The sequence below is a fragment of the Mumia quercus genome (assembly GCF_025506335.1).
GTDB lineage: Bacteria > Actinomycetota > Actinomycetes > Propionibacteriales > Nocardioidaceae > Mumia > Mumia quercus.
On sequence record NZ_JANZYO010000005.1, the window covers coordinates 311,662 to 333,534 of the forward strand.

Consider the following 21,873-nt stretch of genomic DNA (forward strand, 5'->3'; position numbering starts at 1 on the left):
TCCCCGACCGGCACCCGTACGAGGAGACGCATGACTGCACCGAGTGGCGGCGACGACGTCGGGACCCTGGCGCAGGAGGCGATCAAGCTCGCCCGCGTGCTGGCACAGCAGGCCGCCGACGGCCGGTTCGCCGCAGACGACGCCGACCCGGATGCGCCGACGACGCCCCACGAGCACCGCCCCGACGTGTGCGACTACTGTCCCCTCTGCCAGCTCCTCACGGTCGTGCGGCACGCGCGCCCGGAGGTGGCCGAGCACCTGGTGGCAGCGCTGACCTCGCTCACCCTCGCGGCTCGTGGTGTGGTGGAGTCCTGGGCAACGCCCCGGACAGGGGACGCCGGCACGCGCGCCGACGGCCCGGTGGAGAACATCGACGTGGAGGACGGGCCATGGGAGTGACGGTCGGAGTCGACATCGGCGGGACGAAGATCGCCGTCGCAGTCGTCGACGAGAACGGTGCCGTCGTCGCCCAGGACCGGCGCAAGACGCCCGCGACCGACCCGACGCTGATCGGCGACGCGGTCGCCGAGTCGGTGAACATGCTCAAGCGCGACCATCCCGTCGAGGCGGTCGGCGTCGGGGCTGCGGGATTCGTCGACGCCGCGCGCCGTACGGTCCTGTTCGCACCCAACATCAAGTGGGTCGACGAGCCGCTCGCGGACCGCCTGGAGCACCTGGTCGACCTCCCTGTGGTGATCGAGAACGACGCGAACGCCGCGGCGTGGGGCGAGTTCCGCTTCGGCGCGGGCGCCGATGTCGACGACATGCTTCTCGTGACCGTCGGGACGGGGATCGGCGGAGGCATCATCCAGGGCGGGCGCCTCGACCGCGGGGCTTTCGGCGTCGCCGGCGAGATCGGCCACCTGCGGATGGTCCCGGCAGGGATCCGGTGCGGGTGCGGCCAGTACGGCTGCTGGGAGCAGTACGCGAGCGGGCGCGCCCTCGTACGGGAGACGCGTGACCGCATCACCGCGCAGATCGACCTCGCGAAGCCTCTGGCCGACCTCGTCGGCGGCGACGTCTCGCTGGTCACCGGCCAGATGGTGACCGAGCAGGCGCAGAAGGGCGACGCGATGGCGATCGACCTCATCGCCGACGTCGGTCGCTGGCTCGGTGAGGGCATCGCGAGCCTGGCGGCGGTGATCGACCCCAGCGTGGTCGCGATCGGCGGTGGCGTCGCCAAGGCCGGCGACCTCCTCCTCGAGCCGGCGCACGCGGCATTCCTGCGCTCGCTGTCGGCCCCGGTCTATCGCCCGCAGGCGGTGCTGCGTCCTGCCAGCCTCGGCAACGACGCCGGCATGATCGGTGCCGCCGACCTGGCACGGGCACGGTGACGGGTCGCTGATGGCAGAGAGACTCTCGATCGGGATCGACATCGGCGGCACGCGGGTCAAGGCCGGCGTCGTCGACCTCGACGGCCACGTCCTCGAACGCGTGAGCCGTGACACCCCGACCACCAGCCCTGCGGCCGTCCTCGACGCGATCGGTGACATCGTCGCCAAGCTGCGTCAGAACCACCACGTGACGACGCTCGGGATCGGTGCGGCAGGGTTCGTCGACGCCACCCAGTCGACCGTCCTTTTCTCCCCGCACCTCGCCTGGCGGCACGAGCCGCTGCGCGACGCCGTGCAGCGGCGTACGCGGCTGTCGGTCCTCGTCGACAACGACGCCAACGCCGCGGCCTGGGCGGAGTGGCGCTTCGGTGCTGCGCAGAACGAAGAGGCGATGATCTGCCTGACCCTCGGCACCGGCATCGGGGGGTCGCTGGTCATCGACGGCCGTCCGCACCGCGGTCGCTTCGGCATCGCCGGGGAGTTCGGGCACATGATCGTGGTGCCCGGCGGGCGTGCGTGCGAGTGCGGCAACCACGGCTGCCTCGAGCAGTACGCGAGCGGGAACGCGTTGATCCGTGACGCGCGTGCGGCGGTCGAGCGCGGCGAGGACTACGGCAAGCGGCTGCTCGAGCGCGTCGACGGTGACCTCGAGCAGGTGAACGGGCTGGTCGTGTGCGGGCTCGCGCGAGAGGGCGACGAGGACGCGATCCGTTCTTTGGACGAGGTCGGCTCGTGGCTCGGGATCGGCATCGCGAACCTCGCGGCCGCCTTCGACCCCGGCCTGTTCGTGGTCGGCGGCGGCGTCTCGGACGCGGACGGGCTGCTGCTCGAGCCGGCGCGCGAGGCGTTCCGGCGGACGCTGACGGGCCGCGGGTTCCGTCCTGAGGCGCTCATCGTGCGCGCACACCTGGGCAACGACGCCGGCATGATCGGCGCGGCGGACATGGCGCGCACGATGCGTCGCCGGTCGCGACGCAACCGCCGGCGTCGTCCCCGCACCGAGGGCGGTGCGCTCGGACGGCTCAGCGGTCGACGAGCGTGATCTCGAAGGCGTAGAGGTCGGGCCGGTACGCGTGCTCGCCGTACTCGACGGCCCGTCCTGCGTCGTCGTAGGCGGTGCGCTGCATGGTCAGCAGGGGAGCGCTGCGGCGCTCGCCGAGCAGCCGCGCCTCGCGGGCGTCGGCGCGGCGCGCGCCGATGCGCTGCTTGGCGACCCGCATCCAGATCCCCGCGCCGCGCATGGCCGCGTAGAGACCGACCTCGGTCAGGTCGATCGCGTCGAGGTCGAGGAGCGAGGCCGGCAGCAGGTTGTGCATGAGGGCGAGCGGCTCGTCGCCGATGAAGCGGATGCGCTCGAGCGACCAGACGGCGGCGCCGGGCTCGAGCTGGAGCTCGCGCGCGACGACCTCGTCGGCCTCGATCCGCTGCAGCCCGAGCACCTCGGTCCGCGGGTCCTGGCCTGCAGCGGTGAGGTCGTCGTACAGGCTGGTGAGCTCGACCGAGCGACGGACGGTGCCGTGCACGACCTGCGTCCCGACGCCCCGCTTGCGCACGACCATGCCCTTGTCGACCAGCACCTGGATGGCTTGGCGGACGGTCGGTCGGGAGAGGCCCAGGCGGTCCGCGAGCGCGAGCTCGTTGGCGATCTTGTCACCCGGCGCGAGCGTGCCGCTGACGATCGCCCCCTCCAGCTGCTCGGCGATCTGGAAGTACAGCGGGACCGGGCTCGACCGGTCGAGGGAGATCTCTGGCCCAGCACCCATGGCAGCACTATAGGACCCCGTCACGTCAGTACGTCTATATGTCAGGACAAATGGTTGACACTGCATCGTGACGCTCGCCACACTGACGAAACCAGGTGTGCGCAGCGACGAAGGCGGGTGGAGATGATGCGAGGCCGGATCGCCGGCGCCCCGATCTCGTGGGGCGTGTGCGAGGTCGACGGATGGGGTGTCCAGATGTCGAGGGACCGGGTGCTTGCGGAGATGCGCGAGGTGGGTCTCGAGGCGACCGAGTTCGGGCCGGAGGGGTGGCTGGCCGACGACCCGGCCGCCAAGGCTGCGGTGCTCCGCGCCCACGGACTGAAGGCGGTCGGCGGGTTCCTGCCGGTGGTGCTCCACGACGAGGCCGCCGACCCGACCCCGACGTTCGACACCTTCGCCGACGCGTGCGTGGCTGCCGGCGCCGACGTCGTCGTCCTCGCCGCCGCCACGGGCGTGAACGGGTACGACGCCCGGCCGACCCTGAGCGCCGCGCAGTGGGCGACGCTCTGCGCGCACCTCGACGCCCTCCACGACCGCGCGCAGGGACGTGGGCTCAAGGCGGTGCTCCACCCGCACATCGGGACGATGGTGGAGGGCTCCGACGACGTGGAGACGGTGCTGGGGCGCTCGCGGGTCGCGCTGTGCGTCGACACCGGGCACCTCATGGCCGCCGGGGTAGACCCGGTCCTCCTGACCAAGGAGCACACCGGCCGGGTCGCCCACGTCCACCTCAAGGACGTCGACGCGGCGCTGGCGGGCGGGGTGCGAAGCGGCCGCGTCACCTTCAGCGACGCCGTAAGGGACGGCCTCTTCCGCCCGCTCGGCCAGGGCGACGTCGACGTCGCCGGCATGGTCGCCTTGCTCGAGGCACACGGGTACGAGGGGTGGTACGTGCTGGAGCAGGACGTGATGCTCGACCACGAGCCGGAGGGGGAGGGCCCGCTCGCCGACGTCCGGGCGAGTCTCGCCTACCTGCAGGAGGTCGCCCCGTGACAGCGCACGAGAGCACGTCCTTCGAGGTCCTCACGATGGGTCGCGTCGGTGTCGACGTGTACCCCGAGCAGATCGGGGTGGGACTCGACGAGGTCACGTCGTTCGGCAAGTTCCTCGGGGGGAGCGCGACGAACGTCGCCGTCGCCGCGGCCCGTCTCGGTCGGCGCGCGGCGGTGATCACCCGCACCGGTGACGACCCCTTCGGGCGGTTCGTGCACCGGGCGCTCGGCGGGTTCGGCGTCGACGACCGGTTCGTCACCCCCGTGGCAGGGCTGCCGACCCCCGTGACCTTCTGCGAGATCTTCCCTCCGGACCACTTCCCGCTGTACTTCTACCGCCTTCCCACGGCACCCGACCTCCAGATCCGGACCGACGAGCTCGACCTCGACGCCGTCCGCGCCGCAGACGTGTTCTGGGTGACGGTGACCGGGCTCTCGCAGGAGCCGAGCCGGGAGGCCACCCTCGCGGCCCTGGAAGCGCGCGGGGGACGCGGCGTCACGGTCCTGGACCTCGACTACCGACCGATGTTCTGGGAGTCGGCGAGCGAGGCGAGCGCGCAGGTCGCGCGTGCGCTGCCGTACGTGACGGTGGCGGTCGGCAACCGCGAGGAGTGCGAGGTCGCCGTCGGGGAGACGGACCCGGAGTCCGCGGCGAAAGCGCTGCGCGACGCCGGCGTCGACCTCGCGGTGGTCAAGCAGGGCCCGGCCGGTGTCTTGGGGACGGACGCGCACGGGCAGGTCACGGTGCCTGCGGTCCCCGTCGAGGTGGTCAACGGGCTGGGCGCGGGCGACGCGTTCGGCGGAGCCCTCTGCCACGGCCTGCTCGAGGGCTGGGACCTGCGCCGGACGCTGACCTTCGCCAACGCGGCCGGCGCCTACGTCGCCGGCCAGCTCGCCTGTGCCGACGCGATGCCCGACGTCGCGCAGGTCACCGCGATGCTGGGAGGCGACGCATGAGCACGCGGGTCACCGGCGCCACGGTCGCCGAGCTGGTCGAGGCCCGGGTACGCCAGCCGGAGTCGATCGTGCACCTTGCGCAGGAGCGCCGCCAGCCCGACGGGCTCAGCGGGCAGACCGGCAGGCTCCTGCTGGTCGCCGCCGATCACCCGGCACGCGGTGCGCTGCGGGCCGGCGACGAGCCGTTGGCGATGGGTGACCGCGCTCGGCTGCTCGACCGGATCGTCCGCGCCTTGGAGAGGCCCGGAGTCGATGGCTTCCTCGGCACCGCCGACCTCGTGGACGACCTCATGCTGATGGGCGTGCTGGAGGGCAAGGTCGTCTTCGGCTCCATGAACCGCGGCGGACTCGCCGGCACCGCGTTCGAGATCGACGACCGCTTCACCGGGTACGACGCGGCCGCCATCGACAGGGCTGGGCTCCAGGGCGGCAAGATGCTGCTGCGCATCGATCCCACCGACCCCGCTACGGTGCGGACGATGGAGGCGTGCGCACGAGCGGTCGACGACCTCGCCGCGCACGGGCTCGCGGCGATGGTCGAGCCGTTCCTGTCCTCTCGCGACCAGCGGGGCCGCGTCCGCAACAACCTCAGCACCGAGGCGGTCGTACGCTCCGCGACGGTGGCCGCAGGCCTCGGGGGCACGTCCTCGCGGACCTGGCTGAAGCTCCCTGTCGTCGACGACATGGACGCGGTGCTGGCGGCGACGACGCTCCCGGTCGTGCTGCTCGGCGGCGAGGTGTCGTCGGACCAGAACGCCCAGTTCGCCGCCTGGTCGAAGGCGCTGGCGAGCCCTCAGGTCCGCGGGATGGTCGTGGGTCGCTCGTTGCTCTACCCGCCCGACGGCGACGTCGAAGCCGCCGTGGACGCGACCGTGGAGATGATCTCCCGATGAGCGGGCACGTGCGCCACAGCAGTCCGGACGGCCCCGTCGTGCTCGAGGTGACGCCGCAGGACGCCGGCTGGGGGTTCAGCGGCCTGCGCGTCGTGCGGCTCGCGCCGGGGGAGGCGTACGACGCCGAGACTGGGGACGCCGAGACGCTCGTGCTCTCGCTGTCGGGGTCGTGCCGGGTGCGCTGCGGCGACGAGGAGCTCGTCGTGGCGGGCCGGCCGGACGTGTTCGCCGGCCCGAGCGACTTCGTGTACGTCCCGCGCGGCGCGGCGTTCACCGTGACGAGCGACGACGGTGGCCGCTTCGCGCTCGCCTCGGCGCGGTGCGAGCGGACGCTCCCGCTCCGCCACGCCGACGCTGCTGACGTCCCGGTCGAGCTGCGCGGGGCGGGCAGCGCCAGCCGTCAGGTCCACAACCTGTGCCTGCCGGACACGTTCGAGGCCGACCGCCTGATCGTCTGCGAGGTGCTGACGCCCGCCGGCAACTGGTCGTCCTACCCGCCTCACAAGCACGACGAGCAGGGTGAGTCCGAGAGCGCGCTCGAGGAGATCTACTACTTCGAGGTCGCGGACGGGCCTGGCGGCCCCGGGATCGGCTACCAGCGGGTCTACGGCCACGACGGCGCGCCGATCGACGAGCTGGTCGAGGTACGCACGGGCGACGTCGTCCTCATCCCGTACGGCTGGCACGGTCCGTCGATGGCGGCGCCGGGGTATGACCTCTACTACCTCAACGTGATGGCGGGACCCGGCGAGGACCGGGCCTGGCTGATCAGCGACGACCCGCAGCACGCCTGGGTGCGCGAGACCTGGACCGACCAGGCCGTCGACCCCCGGCTCCCGATGGGAGGAGCGCGATGAGCACGACCCGCCTGACGGTCGCCCAGGCCGTCGTCCGGTTCCTGGAGGCGCAGCACGTCGAGCGCGACGGCGAGGAGTCGGCGTTCTTCGCCGGCTGCTGGGGCATCTTCGGGCACGGCAACGTGGCCGGGATCGGCGAGGCGCTCCTCGAGCGCGCGCGCTCGGGCGACCCCCACGCGCTGCGCTACCTCCAGGGCCGCAACGAGCAGGCGATGGTCCACGCCGGCGTCGCGTACGCCCGGCAGCGCGACCGCATGGCGGCCTTCGCGGTGACGGCGTCGATCGGGCCTGGTGCGACCAACATGGTCACCGGTGCAGCGCTCGCGACGATCAACCGGCTGCCGGTCCTGCTGCTGCCGGGCGACGTCTTCGCCACTCGCGTCGCGAACCCGGTCCTGCAGGAGCTCGAGGACCCGGCCGACGGCGTCGTCTCGGTCAACGACTCCTTCCGCCCGGTGTCGCGCTACTGGGACCGGATCACCCGTCCGGAGCAGCTGCCTGCCGCGCTGCTCGCCGCGATGCGGGTCCTGACCGATCCCGCCGAGACCGGGGCGGTCACCCTGTGCCTGCCGCAGGACGTCCAGGCCGAGGCGTACGACTGGCCCGACGCGCTGTTCGCCCGCCGGGTGTGGCACGTCGCACGACCGATCCCCGAACCCGCCGTGCTCGCCCAGGCCGCCGCGCTGATCCGCTCGGCGCAGCGCCCTCTGCTCGTCGCCGGCGGCGGCGTGATCTACTCCGGCGCCGACGAGGCGCTGCGCAGTTTCGCCGAGGCGACCGGGATCCCGGTGGCCGAGACGCAGGCCGGCAAGGGCTCGCTGCCGTACGACCACCCGCAGGCGGTCGGCGCGATCGGGGCCACCGGGACGGCTGCTGCCGACGCGCTCGCCAACGAGGCCGACGTCGTCATCGGCGTCGGCACGCGGTGGAGCGACTTCACGACGGCGTCGCGCACGGTGTTCGCCGATCCCGACGTCACCTTCGTCAACCTCAACGTGGCGTCGGTCGACGCGCACAAGCAGTCGGCGGTCCCGCTCGTCGCCGACGCCCGTACGGGCCTGCAGGCGTTGACCGACGCCCTCGCGGGCTGGCGTGCCCCGGCCGAGCACACCGAGGACGCCACCCAGCGGGCGCGGCAGTGGGACGCGGTCGTCGAGGCGGCGTACCGGGTCGAGCACGGGCCGCCGCTCGCGCAGTCCGCGGTGATCGGAGCGGTGAACGAGGAGACCGGCCCGCGCGACGTCGTGGTCTGCGCCGCAGGCTCGATGCCGGGCGACCTCCACAAGCTGTGGCGCACGCGCGACCGCAAGGGCTACCACGTCGAGTACGGCTACTCCTGCATGGGATACGAGATCGCCGGGGGTCTCGGCGTGAAGATGGCGGCCGACGACGCGGGCGATCCGCGTGACGTCGTGGTGATGGTCGGAGACGGCTCGTACCTCATGATGAGCACCGAGCTGGTCACCGCCGTCGCCGAGGATGTCAAGATCATCGTCGTGCTCGTACAGAACCACGGCTTCGCGTCGATCGGTGCGCTCTCGGAGTCCGTGGGCTCCGAGCGCTTCGGGACGCGTTACCGCTACCGGACGCCGTCCGGGCTCGACGGCGACCGCTTGCCCGTCGACCTGGCGGCCAACGCCGCGTCGCTCGGGGCAGAGGTCGTCTCGGCGAAGACGCTGGAGGACCTGCGCGCCGCGCTGCGCCGCGCCAAGGCGTCGGAGCGGACGACCGTGATCCACGTCGAGACGGACCCGATGGTGCCGGCGCCCGAGAGCCCGGCCTGGTGGGACGTGCCGGTCGCGGAGGTGTCGACCCTCGACACCACCCGCGACGCCCGCGTGACGTACGAGAAGCACAAGCAGAGCCAGCGCCACCCCCTCAGACCCCCGAGAAACCAAGGAGATCGCCAGCCATGAAAACACTCAGACTCGTCGGGATCGTCGCGGCCGCCGGCCTGACGCTGACGGCGTGCAGCGGCACCGGCCAGGACGACGACGGCGCCTCCGGCGACAAGGAGGACTTCACCTACGCCGTGATCACCCACTCGAGCGCGGGCGACGCGTTCTGGGACCGCGTGAAGTCCGGCGCCGAGCAGGCGGGCGACGACTACGGCGTCACCGTCCAGTACGACAACGACCCCGACCCGGCCGGCCAGTCGCAGAAGATCGACGGCGCGGTCGCCGACAAGGTCGACGGCATCGTCGTCTCGATGGCCAACCCCGACGGCCTGAAGACGGCCATCGAGGCCGCCGTCGCTGCAGGCATCCCGGTCGTCACGATCAACTCCGGCGTCGATCGCTTCCAGGAGTTCGGCGCGATCACCCACGTGGGTCAGAGCGAGACGATCGCCGGGCAGGCCGTGGGCCAGCGCCTGAAGGAGGAGGGCCTCAAGAACGTCGTCTGCGTGATCCAGGAGGCCGGCAACGTCGGCCTCGAGGAGCGGTGCAAGGCCGTCGCCGGAACGCTCGGCGGCAAGGTCGAGAACCTGCAGGTCGACGGCACCGACGACGCCGCCGTCCAGGCGAGCATCACCTCGAAGCTGCAGGCCGACCCGTCGATCGACGGTGTGCTCGCCCTGGGCGGGCAGTACGCGATCGACGCCGTCGGCGCGGTCGAGCAGGCAGGGAGCGAGGCGAAGGTCGCCACCTTCGACCTCTCCGAGGACGTGATCACCAACATCCAGGACGGCAAGATCCTGTTCGCCGTCGACCAGCAGCCGTACGTCCAGGGCTACCTCGGCGTGACGACGCTGTACCTGAAGAACCTCAACGGCAACGACGTGGGCGGCGGCCAGCCGGTCAACTCCGGGCCCGCGTTCGTGACCCAGGAGAACGCCGACGACGTCCTCGAGTTCGCGAAGAACGGCACGCGCTGACACCCGGTGGGGCCCCGCAGGGGGACGGGGCCCCACCATCCCTCGCAGCCACCGCAACAGGAGAAGGACGATGGCGACAGCTACCGCACAACCCGACGAACGGATCGCAGCGACCGGCCCCGTGGCGCGGCTGCTCAAGCGCCCCGAGATCGGCGCTCTCATCGCCGCGCTCGCGGTCTTCCTCTTCTTCGCTCTGACGACGGAGACGTTCGCCACCCCCGCAGGGGCCAGCACCTGGCTCCAGACCTCGTCGACGATCGGCATCATGGCGGTCGCCGTGGCGCTGCTGATGATCGGCGGCGAGTTCGACCTGTCCGCCGGGGTCATGACCGGCTTCACCGGGCTCACGGTCGGCGTGCTGACGACCCACTGGGGCCTCAACATCTGGGTCGCGATCCTCGTGGCCCTCGTGCTCGCGCTGGGCGTGGGCGCCCTCAACGGCTTCATGGTGATGAAGACCGGGCTGCCGAGCTTCATCGTGACCCTCGGCACGTTCTTCGTGCTGCAGGGCATCGACCTCGCGCTGGTGAAGACGATCATCGGCCAGGTCGCGATCCAGGGGATGTCCAACGTCCCGTTCTACGACCAGCCCAAGCAGCTCTTCGGGTCGACCTTCTCGGTCGGCGGTGCCACGATCCACGTCTCGGTGCTCTGGTGGATCGCCGTCACCGTCCTCGCCTCGTGGGTGCTGATGCGGACCCGTGCCGGCAACTGGATCTTCGCCGTCGGCGGGGCGCAGGGCGCGTCACGCCAGGTGGGCGTCCCGGTCTTCCGGACCAAGATCGGCCTCTTCATGACCACGGCGTTCGCCGGCTGGCTCGTCGGGATGCTGGTCCTGTTCCGGACCTCCACCGTGCAGAGCAACACCGGTATCGGGCAGGAGTTCATCTACATCATCTGCGCCGTCGTCGGCGGCTGCCTGCTCACCGGCGGGTACGGCTCGGCGATCGGCGCGGCGCTCGGCGCGCTGATCTACGGCATGGTGAACCAGGGGATCCCGTACTCGGGCTGGGACAGCAACTGGCTGAAGGCGGTCCTCGGCGTCATGCTCCTGGGGGCCTGCCTGATCAACAACTGGGTGCGCAAGAGAGCGGAGAACGCACGATGAGCGGCGCAGTCAACGAGCAGCGCAGCGAGGTCACGACCAGCGCGCCGCCGCCTCGCGGGACGCCCATCATCGAGGTCCGTGACATCGGCAAGCGCTACGGCAACATCATCGCGCTCAGCGACGTCACGACCACCGTGAAGGCGGGCGAGGTGACGTGCGTCCTGGGCGACAACGGCGCAGGCAAGTCGACCTTCATCAAGATCCTCGCCGGGGCGCACGAGCACTCCGAAGGCACGCTGCTGGTCGACGGCGTCGCGCGGCAGTTCTCCAGCCCGCGTGCGGCGCTCAACCTCGGCATCGCCACCGTCTACCAGGACCTCGCGGTCGTGCCGCTGATGCCGGTCTGGCGCAACTTCTTCCTCGGGTCGGAGCCGACCAAGGGCGTGGGTCCGCTCCGTCGGCTCGACATCGACTTCATGAAGCGCACCACCAAGAAGGAGCTCGCCGACATGGGGATCGACCTGCGCGACGTCGATCAGCCGATCGGGACGCTGTCGGGCGGCGAGCGGCAGTGCGTCGCCATCGCCCGCGCGGTCTACTTCGGCGCCCGTGTGCTGATCCTCGACGAGCCGACGGCCGCCCTCGGCGTCAAGCAGTCCGGGGTCGTGCTGAAGTACATCGCCAAGGCGCGCGAGCGCGGGCTCGGCGTCGTCTTCATCACGCACAACCCCCACCACGCCTACCCGGTGGGCGACCGGTTCGTCCTGCTGCGGCGTGGCCGCAGCATGGGGGACTTCCCGAAGTCCGAGATGACGCTCGACGAGCTGACGGCGATGATGGCCGGCGGCGAGGAGCTCGAGGCGCTCGGCCACGAGCTGAGTCGCGACCTCGGCGCGGACTCCGCGATCGCTCAGGAGATCGTCGCCGACGCGGCGGCGACGTCGGACGGGCAGACCCGGGCATGACCCGAGAGCTGCGGGTCGCCGTCGTCGGGTTCGGGTGGATGGGCCAGGCGCACGCCCGTGCGTACGCCCGGCTCGCGCACCACTACCCGGACGCGCCGCGGCGGCCGCGGCTCGTCGCGGTCGCCGACACCGCCGACGACGACCGTCTCGTCCGCGCCCGCGCCGCGTACGGGTGCGCGCGGACGTACGCCGACTGGCGCGAGCTCCTCGAGCGCGAGGACGTCGACGCGGTGTCCGTCACCGGCCCCAACGACATCCACGCCGAGGTCGGTACGGCGGTGGCGCAGGCGGGCAAGCATCTCTGGATCGAGAAGCCCGCGGGCCGGACGTCGGCGGAGACCCGCGCGATCGCCGCCGCCGTCGATGCCGCCGGCGTGCAGTCCGCGGTGGGGTTCAACTACCGCAACGCTCCGGCGGTCGCACGCGCCAAGGCGCTGGTCGAAGAGGGGCGCCTCGGAGCGGTCACGCACGTCGACGTGCGGTTCGTCTCCGACTACGCCGCACACCCGCAGGGCGCGCTCACCTGGCGGTTCCAGGAGGCACCGGCCGGCTCGGGCGTCCTGGGCGACCTCGTCAGCCACGCGTCCGACCTCGCGCGGTTCGTCGTCGGCGACATCGCCGAGCTGGTGGCCGACGACGCCCGGTTCATCGCGCAGCGTCCGCCCGCGGTCGGTGCGGCGTCGCACTTCGCGCGAGGAGGGGCGGGGCCGCTCGTCGACGTCGAGAACGAGGACTACGTCGGCGCGCTGCTGCGCTTCGCCGGTGGCGCGAGGGGGACGCTGTCGTCGAGCCGGGCCTCCGTGGGCGAGCAGTGCACGTACGGCATCGAGGTGCACGGCACGCAAGGCGCGCTCGCCTGGGACTTCCGGCGCATGGGAGAGCTGCGGGTGTGCCTCGACCAGGACTTCCAGGACGCCTCGTACGCCACCTGGTTCGTGAGGCCGGGCGACGGGGAGCTCGGCGCCTTCCAGCCCGGTGGCGGCATCGCGATGGGCTACGACGACCTCAAGGTGATCGAGGCCGAGCGCTTCGTCCGCTCCGTCGCCGAGGGCAAGCCGTACGGGGCGACGATCCACGACGCGGTGGTCGCGGCCGACACGGTCGACGCGATGCGCACGTCGGTCGCCGAGCGCCGGTGGGTGACCCTGTGAGCGCGCTCCTGCGGATCGGCGTCGTCGGTGCCGGCGCGATGGGCGCCGACCACGTCCGTACGCTCACGACGGCGGTGCCCGGCACCGCCGTGACCCGGGTCTACGACCGTGACGTCACGCGGGCCAAGCAGGTCGCGACCGCAGCCCAGGGAGAGGTTGCGGCCTCGGCCGAGGAGCTGATCGGGTCCGCCGAGGTCGACGCCGTCGTAGTCGCCTCACCCGACTCGACGCACGCCGACCTCGTCCTCGCCTGCCTCGCGGCGGGCAAGCCGGTGCTGTGCGAGAAGCCCTTGGCGGTCACCGCCGAGGAGGCCCTGCGCGTCGTCGAGGCCGAGGTGGCCGTGGGACGCAGGCTCGTGCAGGTCGGCTTCATGCGCCGGTACGACCCCGGCTACGTACGGCTCAAGGAGACGGTCGCGTCCGGCGCGCTCGGCGCGGTGCGTGTGGTGCACAACGTGCACCGCAACGCGTCCAGCTCGACCAGCGTGACCGGCCCGGGGATCCTCACGGGCTCGATGATCCACGAGCTCGACACCGTGGCCTGGCTGCTCGACGACGAGGTGGTCGCCCTCCGGGTCGAGTCACCCGTACGTGACGGGTTGCCCGACCCGCAGCTGGCGACGCTGGAGATGGCGCGAGGAGCGCTGGCGACCGTCGAGGTGTTCGTCAACGCCGGGTACGGCTACGACGTCCGCTGTGAGGTCGTCGGGACCGCCGGCACCGCCGCGCTCGCCCCGACACCGCCGGTCAGCACCAGGATCGCCGGCGTCGAGGGAGTCGAGATCGCCGACGACTTCGTAGCCCACTTCGCCGACGCCTACCGTGCAGAGCTCACGGCCTGGACGCGTGCCGCCCGCGCGGGCGGCGTCGACGGGCCGAGCGCCTGGGACGGCTATGCGGCGAACGCTGTCGCGGAGGCGGGCGTGGCCGCGCTCACCAGTGGGCGCCGGCAGACCGTCGACCGGGTCCCGCGCCCCGCGCTGTACGCCGTCGGCTGAGCGTCAGAGCACCGCGCCGTGGTCGGGGTCGTCGCCCCGGTCGTGGTCGCCGCGGCGGACGAGGAGCACCAGCAGACCCGCCACGAACGCCACGACGGCGAGTGCGGGGATGATGCCGGGCACGGGGGCGCCGATGATCGCCAGCACGAACAGCAGCGCCGGCCCGCCGATCAGGCCCGCCCACGCCGCGCGGCTCCACCGGTCGCCCGGTGGCAGAGGCTCCGGCTCAGGGGGCACGAAGTCGTCGTCTCCCCAGTCGTCGTCGGCCTCCTCGGGAAGCGGGTCGGACCAGCGAGGCTGGAAGACCCCCTGCGCCGCGGTCAACGGCGGCGGCGCGTCGGCGGGCGCGTCCGGCTCGTCGTCGACGTCGGGGAGCGAGAGCTCCAGGCCGGCCACGATCCGCTCGAACTCCTCGTCGTCGGAGGACTGGCCGCTCATCGTCCCGGACCGCTCTCCTGCGGGCTGGAGCTGGCGTGACGGGCGACGAACGCCGCGGACTCCTCCCAGATCCGCGGGGCGTCGTTGTCGAGCGTCGCGACGTGGAAGCTGTCCTCCAGCACCACCTCGATCGCCACGGCCGAGGAGACTCCCGCGAGGACGAGGCGCCCGGACGACGGGTCCACGACGTGGTCCACTGCCGAGCGGAACATCAGCAGCGGCTGCATGATCCGGTGGAGGTCGGCGCGGACGTCCGCCCACAGCCGCGTCAGCGACCACAATGCGTGCAGCGGCGTACGGTCGTACCCCGACTCCTCGACGCCGGTCTTCTTGATGTCGTTGCCGATCCCGGCCAGCGACGGGACGACGTGGCGAAGGACGGGCAGCGCGGCGAGCCGGCGGTCGGTAGAGCTCACCGCCGGGTTCACGAGGACGATCGCGTCGACGTCGGCCGGCCGCTGCTCGGCGAGCCGGAGCGCGAGCGTGCCGCCCATCGACAAGCCGGCGACGGCGACATGGTCGCATCGGGTGCGCAGCTCGTCGAGCGTGCGGTCGACCTCGGCGTACCAGTCCTGCCAGCGCGTGCGGTTGAGCTCCTGCCAGGTGGTGCCGTGGCCGGGAAGGCGAGGAACGCGGACGGTGAACCCCTCGGCTGCGAGGTGGCGCGCCCAGGGCGTCATCGAGGCAGGAGAGCCGGTGAAGCCGTGGATGAGCAGCACGCCGGTCGGCCCGCCGTCGAGAGCCAACGGGTGGGCCAGAGGGTGGAGCGTGGGGGCGTGGGCCATGCTTCCCATCTTCGCCCACCAGGCGCGGTACGTGCCAGGGGACCGGAAGACTCCGGCGGCCCTCCGGTGCAGTCAACGGCGGGCCGCGGGCCGCGCAATGTACGCTTTCGCTGATCGAGGAGGGGAAGTCTTGCTCTACTGGCTGCTCAAGTACGTCGTCCTTGGCCCGGTGCTGAAGCTCGTGTTCAGGCCTGAGGCCTCGGGCGCCGAGAACGTCCCGGCCGAAGGGCCGGTGATCCTCGCGAGCAACCACCTCTCGTACAGCGACTGGCTCTTCATGCCCCTCATCTCGCCGCGCCGCGTGACGTTCGTGGCGAAGGCGGAGTACTTCACGACTCCCGGCATCAAGGGCTGGTTCCAGAAGAACTTCTTCTCCGGCACGGGCCAGGTCCCGATCGACCGGACAGGGGGGCGGGCCTCGGAGGGGGCACTGCGGACCCAGCTGCGGCTGCTGTCGAAGGGCGAGGTGTGCGGGATCTACCCCGAGGGCACCCGCTCGCCCGACGGTCGCCTCTATCGCGGTCGTACGGGCGTGGCGCGCCTCGCCCTCGAGTCGGGGGCGCCCGTGATCCCGGTCGCCGTGACGGGCACCAACGTCGTGGCGCCTCCGGGCAAGATCTTCGGCCGCTACACGCGCCCGACGGTGCGCTTCGGCAAGCCGCTCGACTTCAGCCGGTACGAGGGGATGGCCGACGACCGCTACATCCTCCGCGCGATCACCGACGAGATCATGTACGAGATCATGCGCCTGTCGGGCCAGGAGTACGTCGACACGTACGCCTCGCGGTCCCGCAAGCCCGAGCCCGAGGCCACGGCGGAGCCGGACGTCCACGAGCTCCCGAAGGCCTCGTAGGGAGCTGCGCGATGGACCGCGTGACGCGCGCCGCGCAGCAGGTGGACGACCAGTTCTACCGCGTCCTCACGGTGCTGCGGGCCGTCACGCTCGTCTACGCCGTCGGTGTCAACGCCGCGCGCTGGCGCGACTTCGAGCACCCCGTGACGGCGTGGGTGCTCATCGGCGTCATGGTCGTCTGGTCCGGCATCGTGACCTGGCTGTACGAGCCGCGCCACCGCGCGTCGTGGGTCTTCGTGGTCGACATGCTCGTCACCCTGGCGTTGCTGCGCTCCACGCAGTACGTCCACACGCCCGAGATGCTGGCCGAGCACACCTTCACCCTGACGACGTACTGGGTGACGACGGTGGTGCTGTGCTGGGCCGTGCGGTGGGGTGTCACCGGAGGTCTCCTCGCCACCGCGATCGTCCAGAGCGTCGACGTGACCATGCGCCCGACGGTCAACTCCTCGACGGTCGGCAACATCTTCCTCATGGTCCTGGCGGCCATGCTCGTGGGCTACTGCGCGCACGCGCTGCGCGTCTCGGCTGTACGTCGCGTCGAGGCCGAGCGGGCCGCCGCGATGGCGACCGAGCGCGAGCGGCTCGCTCGGGCCGTCCACGACGGGGTCCTGCAGGTCCTCGCGCTGGTGCAGCGGCGGGGCAACGAGATCGGCGGCGAGGCCGCCGAGCTCGGGCGGCTCGCGGGGGAGCAGGAGCTGGCCCTGCGCAGCCTGATCCAGTCGCGGGCCCGGGACGAGTCCACGGGTGACGGAGCGGTCGCCGACCTCGGACGCGCGCTGGACGCGCTCGCGGAGCCGACCGTCAGCGTGGCGACGCCCAGCCGGCCCGTGATGCTGCCGAGCGAGGTGGTCGAGGAGGTGCTCGCGGCGGTGCTCGCCTGCCGCGCCAACACCGTCCTCCACGGGGGCCCGGACGCGTCGACGTGGATCCTGCTCGAGGCCGAGCGCGACAGGGTGGTCGTCAGCGTCCGCGACGACGGCCCCGGGATCCCGGAGGGGCGCCTCGAGCGGGCCGAGGCCGAGGGCCGGCTCGGCGTGGCCAACTCGATCCGAGGGCGGCTGCGCGATCTCGGCGGGGAGGCCGTGCTCGTCGACACCGCTGGACAGGGCTGCGAGTGGGAGCTCGTCGTCCCCCTGAAGCGTGTGCCTGGGGCTGCCTCGGCACGGTAAGGTGCCGCGCATGGTGCGAGTGATGGTGGTCGACGACCACCCGTTGTGGCGAGAAGGCGTGGCCCGGGACCTGACCGAGGCAGGGCTCGAGGTCGTGGCCACAGCGGCGAACGGCACGGAGGCCATCAACCGGGTGCTCGCCACCCGGCCCGAGGTGCTGCTCCTCGACCTCAACATCCCGGCTCCCGACGGCGTCGAGGTGACCGCTCAGCTGACCCGGCGCGGCCTCGACACGAAGGTGCTCGTGCTGAGCGCGTCGGGGGAGCAGCAGGACGTGCTGGACGCCGTCAAAGCGGGGGCCAGCGGCTACCTCGTCAAGTCGGCGTCACGCGAGGCGCTGCTCGACGCCGTCCAGGCCGTCGCCCGAGGCGAGAGCGTCTTCACGCCAGGCCTCGCCGGACTGGTCCTCGGAGAGTACCGTCGACTGTCGGAGGCGCCGCCGGCCGACGAGCCGGACGCACCGCGACTCACCGAACGTGAGACCGAGGTGCTCCGGCTGGTCGCCAAGGGGCTGACCTACAAGCAGATCGCCGAGCGCCTGGTGCTCAGCCACCGCACGGTTCAGAACCACGTGCAGAACACGCTCCGCAAGCTCCAGCTCCACAACCGCGTCGAGCTCGTGCGGTACGCCATCGAGCGCGGGCTCGACGAGTAGGACGCACGGATCGGCGCGGACGGGAGAACACGATGCGCATCGGAGTGCTCACCGGCGGCGGAGACTGCCCGGGGCTGAACGCCGTCCTGCGTGCGGTCGTGCTGCGGGCAGCGGCTGCGCCGGCGGCCGAGGTCGTCGGCTTCCGCGACGGCTGGCGAGGGCCGCTCGACGTGGACGTCCGTCCGCTGGGCCGCGACGACGTGGCGGGGATCCTGGACCGCGGCGGCACGATCCTCGGATCCTCGCGGACCAACCCCGTCGGCATGGACGGCGGGATCGACCGCGTACGCGAGGGGCTCGCGGCGGCAGGCTGTGACGCGCTCATCGCGATCGGCGGAGAAGACACGCTCGGCGTCGCCCACGCCCTCGCCGAGGCCGGCGTGCCGGTCGTGGGTGTCCCGAAGACCATCGACAACGACCTCTCGGCGACCGACATCACCGTCGGGCACGACACCGCGGTCGGCATCGCGACCGAGGCGGTCGACCGGCTCCGTACGACGGCGGAGTCGCACCACCGCACGATGGTCGTCGAGGTGATGGGCCGCCACGCGGGATGGATCGCCCTGCGCGCCGCGCTCGCCGGCGGTGCCGATGCCCTGCTGATCCCCGAGCAGGCGTTCGACGTGGACGACGTGCTCGCGCGCTGCGGTGCCGTACGCGAGGAGGGTCGGGCGCCGATCGTCGTCGTGGCGGAGGGCGCCCTGCCGGTCGAGGGAGAGGCCGTGCTGTCGGGCGGCGGCACGGACGCGTTCGGACACGTCCAGCTCGGCGGAGTCGGTGCGTGGCTGGCGGAGGAGATGACCAAGCGGGGTGGTCAGGAGCCGCGGACCGTGGTCCTCGGCCACACCCAGCGCGGCGGTACACCGACGGCGTACGACCGGATCCTGGGGACCCGGTACGGGCTCGAGGCGGTCGAGGCCGTCCTGGACGAGGACTGGGGCGCGATGATCGCGCTGCGCGGCGACGACATCCTCCGCTCCCGCCTCGCCGAGGGCGTGGGCCGCCTCAAGACGGTGCCTCCGGAGATGATCGCCGGGTTCTCCTCGTTGCTCGGGTGACGAGACGCCGAAGGGGCCTCGGGGGGCGCGTCGTACCCTGAGAAGGTGAGCATCCCGACCCTCGAAGAGCTGCGCGCCCTCGGTGCGGCGCAGCAGCCGACCTACCTCGACCCCGCCGCGCGCGACGCGGCCGTGGACCGCCTGCGCGGGATGCCGCCGCTGGTCTTCGCCGGAGAGGCCGACCAGCTGCGCGAGAAGCTCGCCGCGGTGGCGCGTGGCGAGGCGTTCGTCCTCCAGGGCGGCGACTGCGCCGAGACCTTCGACGGCGTCAACGCGGACAACATCCGCAACAAGCTCCGTGTCCTGCTGTCGATGGCGGTCGTGCTCACGTACGCCGCCAGCGTGCCGGTCGTCAAGATCGGCCGGATGGCGGGCCAGTATGCCAAGCCGCGCTCCAGCGACACCGAGACCCGCGACGGGGTCACGCTGCCGGCCTACCGCGGTGACGCGGTCAACGGCTTCGACTTCACGCCCGAGGCCCGTGCGCACGATCCGCAGCGGCTCGTGGAGGTCTACCACGCCTCCGCCGCCACCCTGAACCTCGCGCGTGCCTTCACCCAGGGCGGCTACGCCGACCTGCGCAAGATGCACGCCTGGAACTCCGACTTCGTCCGCAACAGCCCGGTCGGCGCGCAGTACGAGTCGATCGGTGACGAGATCGACAAGGCGCTCGCGTTCATGGACGCGATCGGCGTCGATCCCGAGGAGTTCCACACGGTGGACTTCTACTCGTCTCACGAGGCGTTGATCCTCGAGTACGAGCAGGCCCTCACGCGGATCGACCAGCGGACGAGCAAGCCGTACGCCGTCTCCGGCCACTTCCTGTGGATCGGTGAGCGTACCCGTCAGCTCGACGGGGCCCACGTCGAGCTGCTCAGCCGGATCGCCAACCCGGTCGGCATCAAGCTCGGCCCCACGACCACCCCGGACGACGCCCTGGCGTACGCGCGCAAGCTCAACCCGGACAACGTCCCGGGCAAGCTCACGTTCGTGACCCGCTTCGGTGCGGGCAAGATCCGCGACCTGCTGCCCGAGCTCGTGGAGAAGGTCCGGGCGGCGGGCGTCCAGGTGGCCTGGATCACCGATCCGATGCACGGCAACACCTTCGCGACCGACAACGGCTACAAGACCCGCGAGTTCGACGACGTCATCGACGAGGTGCGCGGATTCTTCGAGGTCCACCGTTCCCTCGGTACGTGGCCCGGCGGCGTCCACGTCGAGCTCACCGGCGACGACGTCACGGAGTGCGTGGGCGGCGGCAGCAAGCTCGTCGCCGCCGACCTCGCCCACCGCTACGAGACCCTGTGCGACCCTCGGCTCAACCGCGCGCAGTCGCTCGAGCTGGCCTTCCTGGTCGCGGAGATGCTCCGCCAGCGCTGAGCCCGCGTCGGCTCACGGTTTGCCACGCCAGCGTGGGAGACTTCGGTTGGCGGGGCAAGCACGCCGCGCCAACCGCGGGTTGCCGCGTCAGCGTGGCAAACCGTAGCGACGGCCGCGGCGGCTCAGCGGGGGCGGCGCATGTCGAGGCGGTTCTCGGGCCTGATGCCGAAGTAGGCAGTCGGGCCGCCGGCGCGCAGCAGCGGGCGAGCCCGCGCGGTGTCGTAGATCCCGTCGTGCAGCAGCTCGGTGGCGATGTGCACCCCCACGACCTCGCCGATGGTCAGCCAGCTCTGCGCAGGGGTACCGTCCGCGCCGGCGAGTCGTAGGACCTGGGCGGTCCGGCACTCGAACGCGACAGGGCTCTCGGCCACGAAGGGTACGCCGACGACGTCCCCGGGCACCGGGGTGAGCCCGGCGAGCTGCATCTCGTCGATGTCGGGCGGCACGGTCGCCGAGGTGGCGTTCATGGCCTCAGCGAGGTCCTCGGTCGCGAGGTTCCAGCAGAAGACACCCGTCGTCTCGGCGTTCGCGACGCTGTCCTTGTAGCTCGTGCTGGCGAAGCCGACCAACGGCGGGGAGTACGAGAAGGCGTTGAAGAAGCTGTACGGGGCGAGGTTGACGACGCCCTCGGCGCTGCGTGAGGAGATCCACCCGATCGGCCGCGGCGCCACGATCGCGTTGAACGGGTCGTGCGGCAGGCGGTGGCCCTCCGACGGGCGGTAGAAGTGGTGGTCTGCTGCAGGCGGCACTCTGCGACCGTACGGGACGTCGTACGCTGTCGGTCGTGCAGGTCCTCTCGATCCAGTCCTCCGTCGCGTACGGTCACGCCGGCAACAGCTCGGCCGTCTTCCCGCTGCAGCGCCTCGGCGTCGACACGTGGCCGGTCAACACCGTCGCGTTCTCCAACCACACCGGCTACGGCGTGTGGCGTGGCGCGGTCTTCGAGGCCTCCCAGGTCGCCGACGTCATCACCGGGGTGGGCGAGCGCGGAGTCTTCCCGCAGCTCGACGCCGTCCTCTCCGGCTACCAGGGCTCGCCGGAGGTCGCCGAGGTGATCCTCGACGCCGTCGCGAAGGTGAAGGCCGCCAACCCCGACGCCGTGTACTGCGCGGACCCGGTCATCGGCGACCGGGGCAGGGGCGTGTACGTCCGCCCGGGGATCGCCGAGCTGATGCGCGACCGGATCGTCCCCGCCGCCGACATCACCAGCCCCAACCAGTTCGAGCTGGAGCTGCTGACGGGCGCGGAGGTCGACACGCTCGACGCGCTGCTCGAGGCGGTGGCGACGCTGCGCGCCCGCGGACCCCGCATTGTGCTGGTCACCTCCGTGGAGGTCCTGGACCCCAGCGAGGAGACGATCTCGATGGTCGCCGTCGACGACTCCGGCGCGTACGTCGTGACGACGCCGAAGCTCGAGATGAACGTCGTCGCGGGCTCGGGTGACGCGACGACCTCGATGTTCCTGGGCCGGCTGCTCCAGTCCGGCATGGACGTCCCGGACGCCCTCGGCAAGGTCGCGTCGTCGATCTACGGGATCCTCGACCACACGCGCCGTACGGGTGCGGGCGAGATGGAGATCGTCGCCGCTCAGGACGTCATCGCGGACCCGCCCATGGAGTTCGCGGTCGAACGCCTCCGCTGACCCTCCCGCCTCCCTCCCTTTTCGCCCGCGAGTCACTCGCCGCGATCGTACGGACCC

Annotated in this window: 23 protein-coding genes; 19 read left to right on the forward strand and 4 right to left on the reverse strand. The window is 71.9% G+C overall.

Annotated features, from left to right (window positions below; all coding sequences use genetic code 11):
- Positions 1-30: 30 nt before the first annotated feature.
- From NYZ95_RS13695 to NYZ95_RS13705, 3 genes are read left to right on the forward strand one after another with little or no spacing between them, the layout of a single operon-like run.
- The gene (locus NYZ95_RS13695) at positions 31-399 is read left to right on the forward strand and encodes a hypothetical protein (protein ID WP_262851869.1); all 369 of its coding nucleotides are present in this window, start codon (positions 31-33) and stop codon (positions 397-399) included.
- On the forward strand, positions 390-1,334 hold the full coding sequence (locus tag NYZ95_RS13700; RefSeq protein ID WP_262851870.1) for an ROK family glucokinase: 945 nt from the start codon (positions 390-392) through the stop codon (positions 1,332-1,334). The genes NYZ95_RS13695 and NYZ95_RS13700 overlap by 10 nt, the downstream gene beginning before the upstream one ends.
- Before the next feature lie 10 nt (positions 1,335-1,344).
- Complete coding sequence (locus NYZ95_RS13705) at positions 1,345-2,376, forward strand: ROK family glucokinase (RefSeq protein ID WP_308212245.1); 1,032 nt, start codon at positions 1,345-1,347, stop codon at positions 2,374-2,376.
- Here the strand turns inward: NYZ95_RS13705 and NYZ95_RS13710 are convergent.
- Positions 2,357-3,097: a GntR family transcriptional regulator gene (locus tag NYZ95_RS13710; protein ID WP_262851871.1), complete on the reverse strand. Its 741-nt coding sequence runs from the start codon at positions 3,095-3,097 to the stop codon at positions 2,357-2,359. The genes NYZ95_RS13705 and NYZ95_RS13710 overlap by 20 nt on opposite strands.
- Before the next feature lie 123 nt (positions 3,098-3,220).
- On the opposite strand from NYZ95_RS13710, the gene NYZ95_RS13715 reads away from it, so the two are divergent.
- From NYZ95_RS13715 to NYZ95_RS13760, 10 genes are all read left to right on the forward strand, one after another.
- Complete coding sequence (locus NYZ95_RS13715) at positions 3,221-4,090, forward strand: TIM barrel protein (protein ID WP_262852043.1); 870 nt, start codon at positions 3,221-3,223, stop codon at positions 4,088-4,090.
- Complete coding sequence (gene iolC / locus NYZ95_RS13720) at positions 4,087-5,046, forward strand: 5-dehydro-2-deoxygluconokinase (RefSeq protein WP_372500475.1); 960 nt, start codon at positions 4,087-4,089, stop codon at positions 5,044-5,046. The genes NYZ95_RS13715 and iolC overlap by 4 nt, the downstream gene beginning before the upstream one ends.
- The gene (locus NYZ95_RS13725) at positions 5,043-5,939 is read left to right on the forward strand and encodes a Cgl0159 family (beta/alpha)8-fold protein (RefSeq protein WP_262851872.1); all 897 of its coding nucleotides are present in this window, start codon (positions 5,043-5,045) and stop codon (positions 5,937-5,939) included. The genes iolC and NYZ95_RS13725 overlap by 4 nt, the downstream gene beginning before the upstream one ends.
- Entirely contained in the window at positions 5,936-6,796 is an 861-nt protein-coding gene (iolB, locus tag NYZ95_RS13730; protein WP_262851873.1) for a 5-deoxy-glucuronate isomerase, read from the forward strand. Before NYZ95_RS13725 ends, iolB begins: the two co-directional genes overlap by 4 nt.
- The gene (gene iolD, locus NYZ95_RS13735) at positions 6,793-8,712 is read left to right on the forward strand and encodes a 3D-(3,5/4)-trihydroxycyclohexane-1,2-dione acylhydrolase (decyclizing) (protein WP_262851874.1); all 1,920 of its coding nucleotides are present in this window, start codon (positions 6,793-6,795) and stop codon (positions 8,710-8,712) included. Before iolB ends, iolD begins: the two co-directional genes overlap by 4 nt.
- Complete coding sequence (locus NYZ95_RS13740) at positions 8,709-9,671, forward strand: sugar ABC transporter substrate-binding protein (protein WP_262851875.1); 963 nt, start codon at positions 8,709-8,711, stop codon at positions 9,669-9,671. Before iolD ends, NYZ95_RS13740 begins: the two co-directional genes overlap by 4 nt.
- A 70-nt stretch (positions 9,672-9,741) precedes the next feature.
- Positions 9,742-10,779, forward strand: a complete 1,038-nt coding sequence (locus NYZ95_RS13745; RefSeq protein ID WP_262851876.1) for an ABC transporter permease — start codon at positions 9,742-9,744, stop codon at positions 10,777-10,779.
- Positions 10,776-11,684: an ATP-binding cassette domain-containing protein gene (locus tag NYZ95_RS13750; protein WP_262851877.1), complete on the forward strand. Its 909-nt coding sequence runs from the start codon at positions 10,776-10,778 to the stop codon at positions 11,682-11,684. The genes NYZ95_RS13745 and NYZ95_RS13750 overlap by 4 nt, the downstream gene beginning before the upstream one ends.
- Positions 11,681-12,835 (forward strand): Gfo/Idh/MocA family protein, encoded by a 1,155-nt coding sequence (locus tag NYZ95_RS13755; RefSeq protein ID WP_262851878.1) that lies wholly within the window; start codon positions 11,681-11,683, stop codon positions 12,833-12,835. Before NYZ95_RS13750 ends, NYZ95_RS13755 begins: the two co-directional genes overlap by 4 nt.
- Positions 12,832-13,833 (forward strand): Gfo/Idh/MocA family oxidoreductase, encoded by a 1,002-nt coding sequence (locus NYZ95_RS13760; protein WP_262851879.1) that lies wholly within the window; start codon positions 12,832-12,834, stop codon positions 13,831-13,833. The genes NYZ95_RS13755 and NYZ95_RS13760 overlap by 4 nt, the downstream gene beginning before the upstream one ends.
- Before the next feature lie 3 nt (positions 13,834-13,836).
- Here the strand turns inward: NYZ95_RS13760 and NYZ95_RS13765 are convergent, their stop codons facing one another.
- Together NYZ95_RS13765 and NYZ95_RS13770 are read right to left on the reverse strand one after the other, a co-directional pair.
- Positions 13,837-14,271 (reverse strand): hypothetical protein, encoded by a 435-nt coding sequence (locus tag NYZ95_RS13765; protein WP_262851880.1) that lies wholly within the window; start codon positions 14,269-14,271, stop codon positions 13,837-13,839.
- Positions 14,268-15,056, reverse strand: coding sequence for an alpha/beta hydrolase (locus NYZ95_RS13770; protein WP_262851881.1), 789 nt, complete (start codon positions 15,054-15,056; stop codon positions 14,268-14,270). Before NYZ95_RS13770 ends, NYZ95_RS13765 begins: the two co-directional genes overlap by 4 nt.
- A gap of 130 nt (positions 15,057-15,186) precedes the next feature.
- Between NYZ95_RS13770 and NYZ95_RS13775 the strand changes: the two genes are divergently transcribed.
- From NYZ95_RS13775 to NYZ95_RS13795, 5 genes are read left to right on the forward strand one after another with little or no spacing between them, the layout of a single operon-like run.
- A complete protein-coding gene (locus NYZ95_RS13775; protein WP_262851882.1) occupies positions 15,187-15,909 on the forward strand; it encodes a lysophospholipid acyltransferase family protein in 723 nt (240 codons plus the stop codon).
- A gap of 11 nt (positions 15,910-15,920) precedes the next feature.
- Complete coding sequence (gene macS, locus NYZ95_RS13780) at positions 15,921-17,081, forward strand: MacS family sensor histidine kinase (RefSeq protein WP_262851883.1); 1,161 nt, start codon at positions 15,921-15,923, stop codon at positions 17,079-17,081.
- A gap of 10 nt (positions 17,082-17,091) precedes the next feature.
- Positions 17,092-17,736: a response regulator gene (locus NYZ95_RS13785; protein ID WP_262851884.1), complete on the forward strand. Its 645-nt coding sequence runs from the start codon at positions 17,092-17,094 to the stop codon at positions 17,734-17,736.
- 32 nt (positions 17,737-17,768) lie between these two features.
- On the forward strand, positions 17,769-18,794 hold the full coding sequence (locus tag NYZ95_RS13790) for an ATP-dependent 6-phosphofructokinase (protein ID WP_262851885.1): 1,026 nt from the start codon (positions 17,769-17,771) through the stop codon (positions 18,792-18,794).
- A gap of 45 nt (positions 18,795-18,839) precedes the next feature.
- On the forward strand, positions 18,840-20,174 hold the full coding sequence (locus tag NYZ95_RS13795; protein ID WP_262851886.1) for a class II 3-deoxy-7-phosphoheptulonate synthase: 1,335 nt from the start codon (positions 18,840-18,842) through the stop codon (positions 20,172-20,174).
- A gap of 122 nt (positions 20,175-20,296) precedes the next feature.
- Here the strand turns inward: NYZ95_RS13795 and NYZ95_RS13800 are convergent, their stop codons facing one another.
- A complete protein-coding gene (locus tag NYZ95_RS13800; protein ID WP_262851887.1) occupies positions 20,297-20,923 on the reverse strand; it encodes a flavin reductase family protein in 627 nt (208 codons plus the stop codon).
- Between the two features lie 35 nt (positions 20,924-20,958).
- Between NYZ95_RS13800 and pdxY the strand changes: the two genes are divergently transcribed.
- Entirely contained in the window at positions 20,959-21,816 is an 858-nt protein-coding gene (gene pdxY / locus NYZ95_RS13805; protein ID WP_262851888.1) for a pyridoxal kinase PdxY, read from the forward strand.
- The last annotated feature ends 57 nt before the right edge of the window (positions 21,817-21,873 follow it).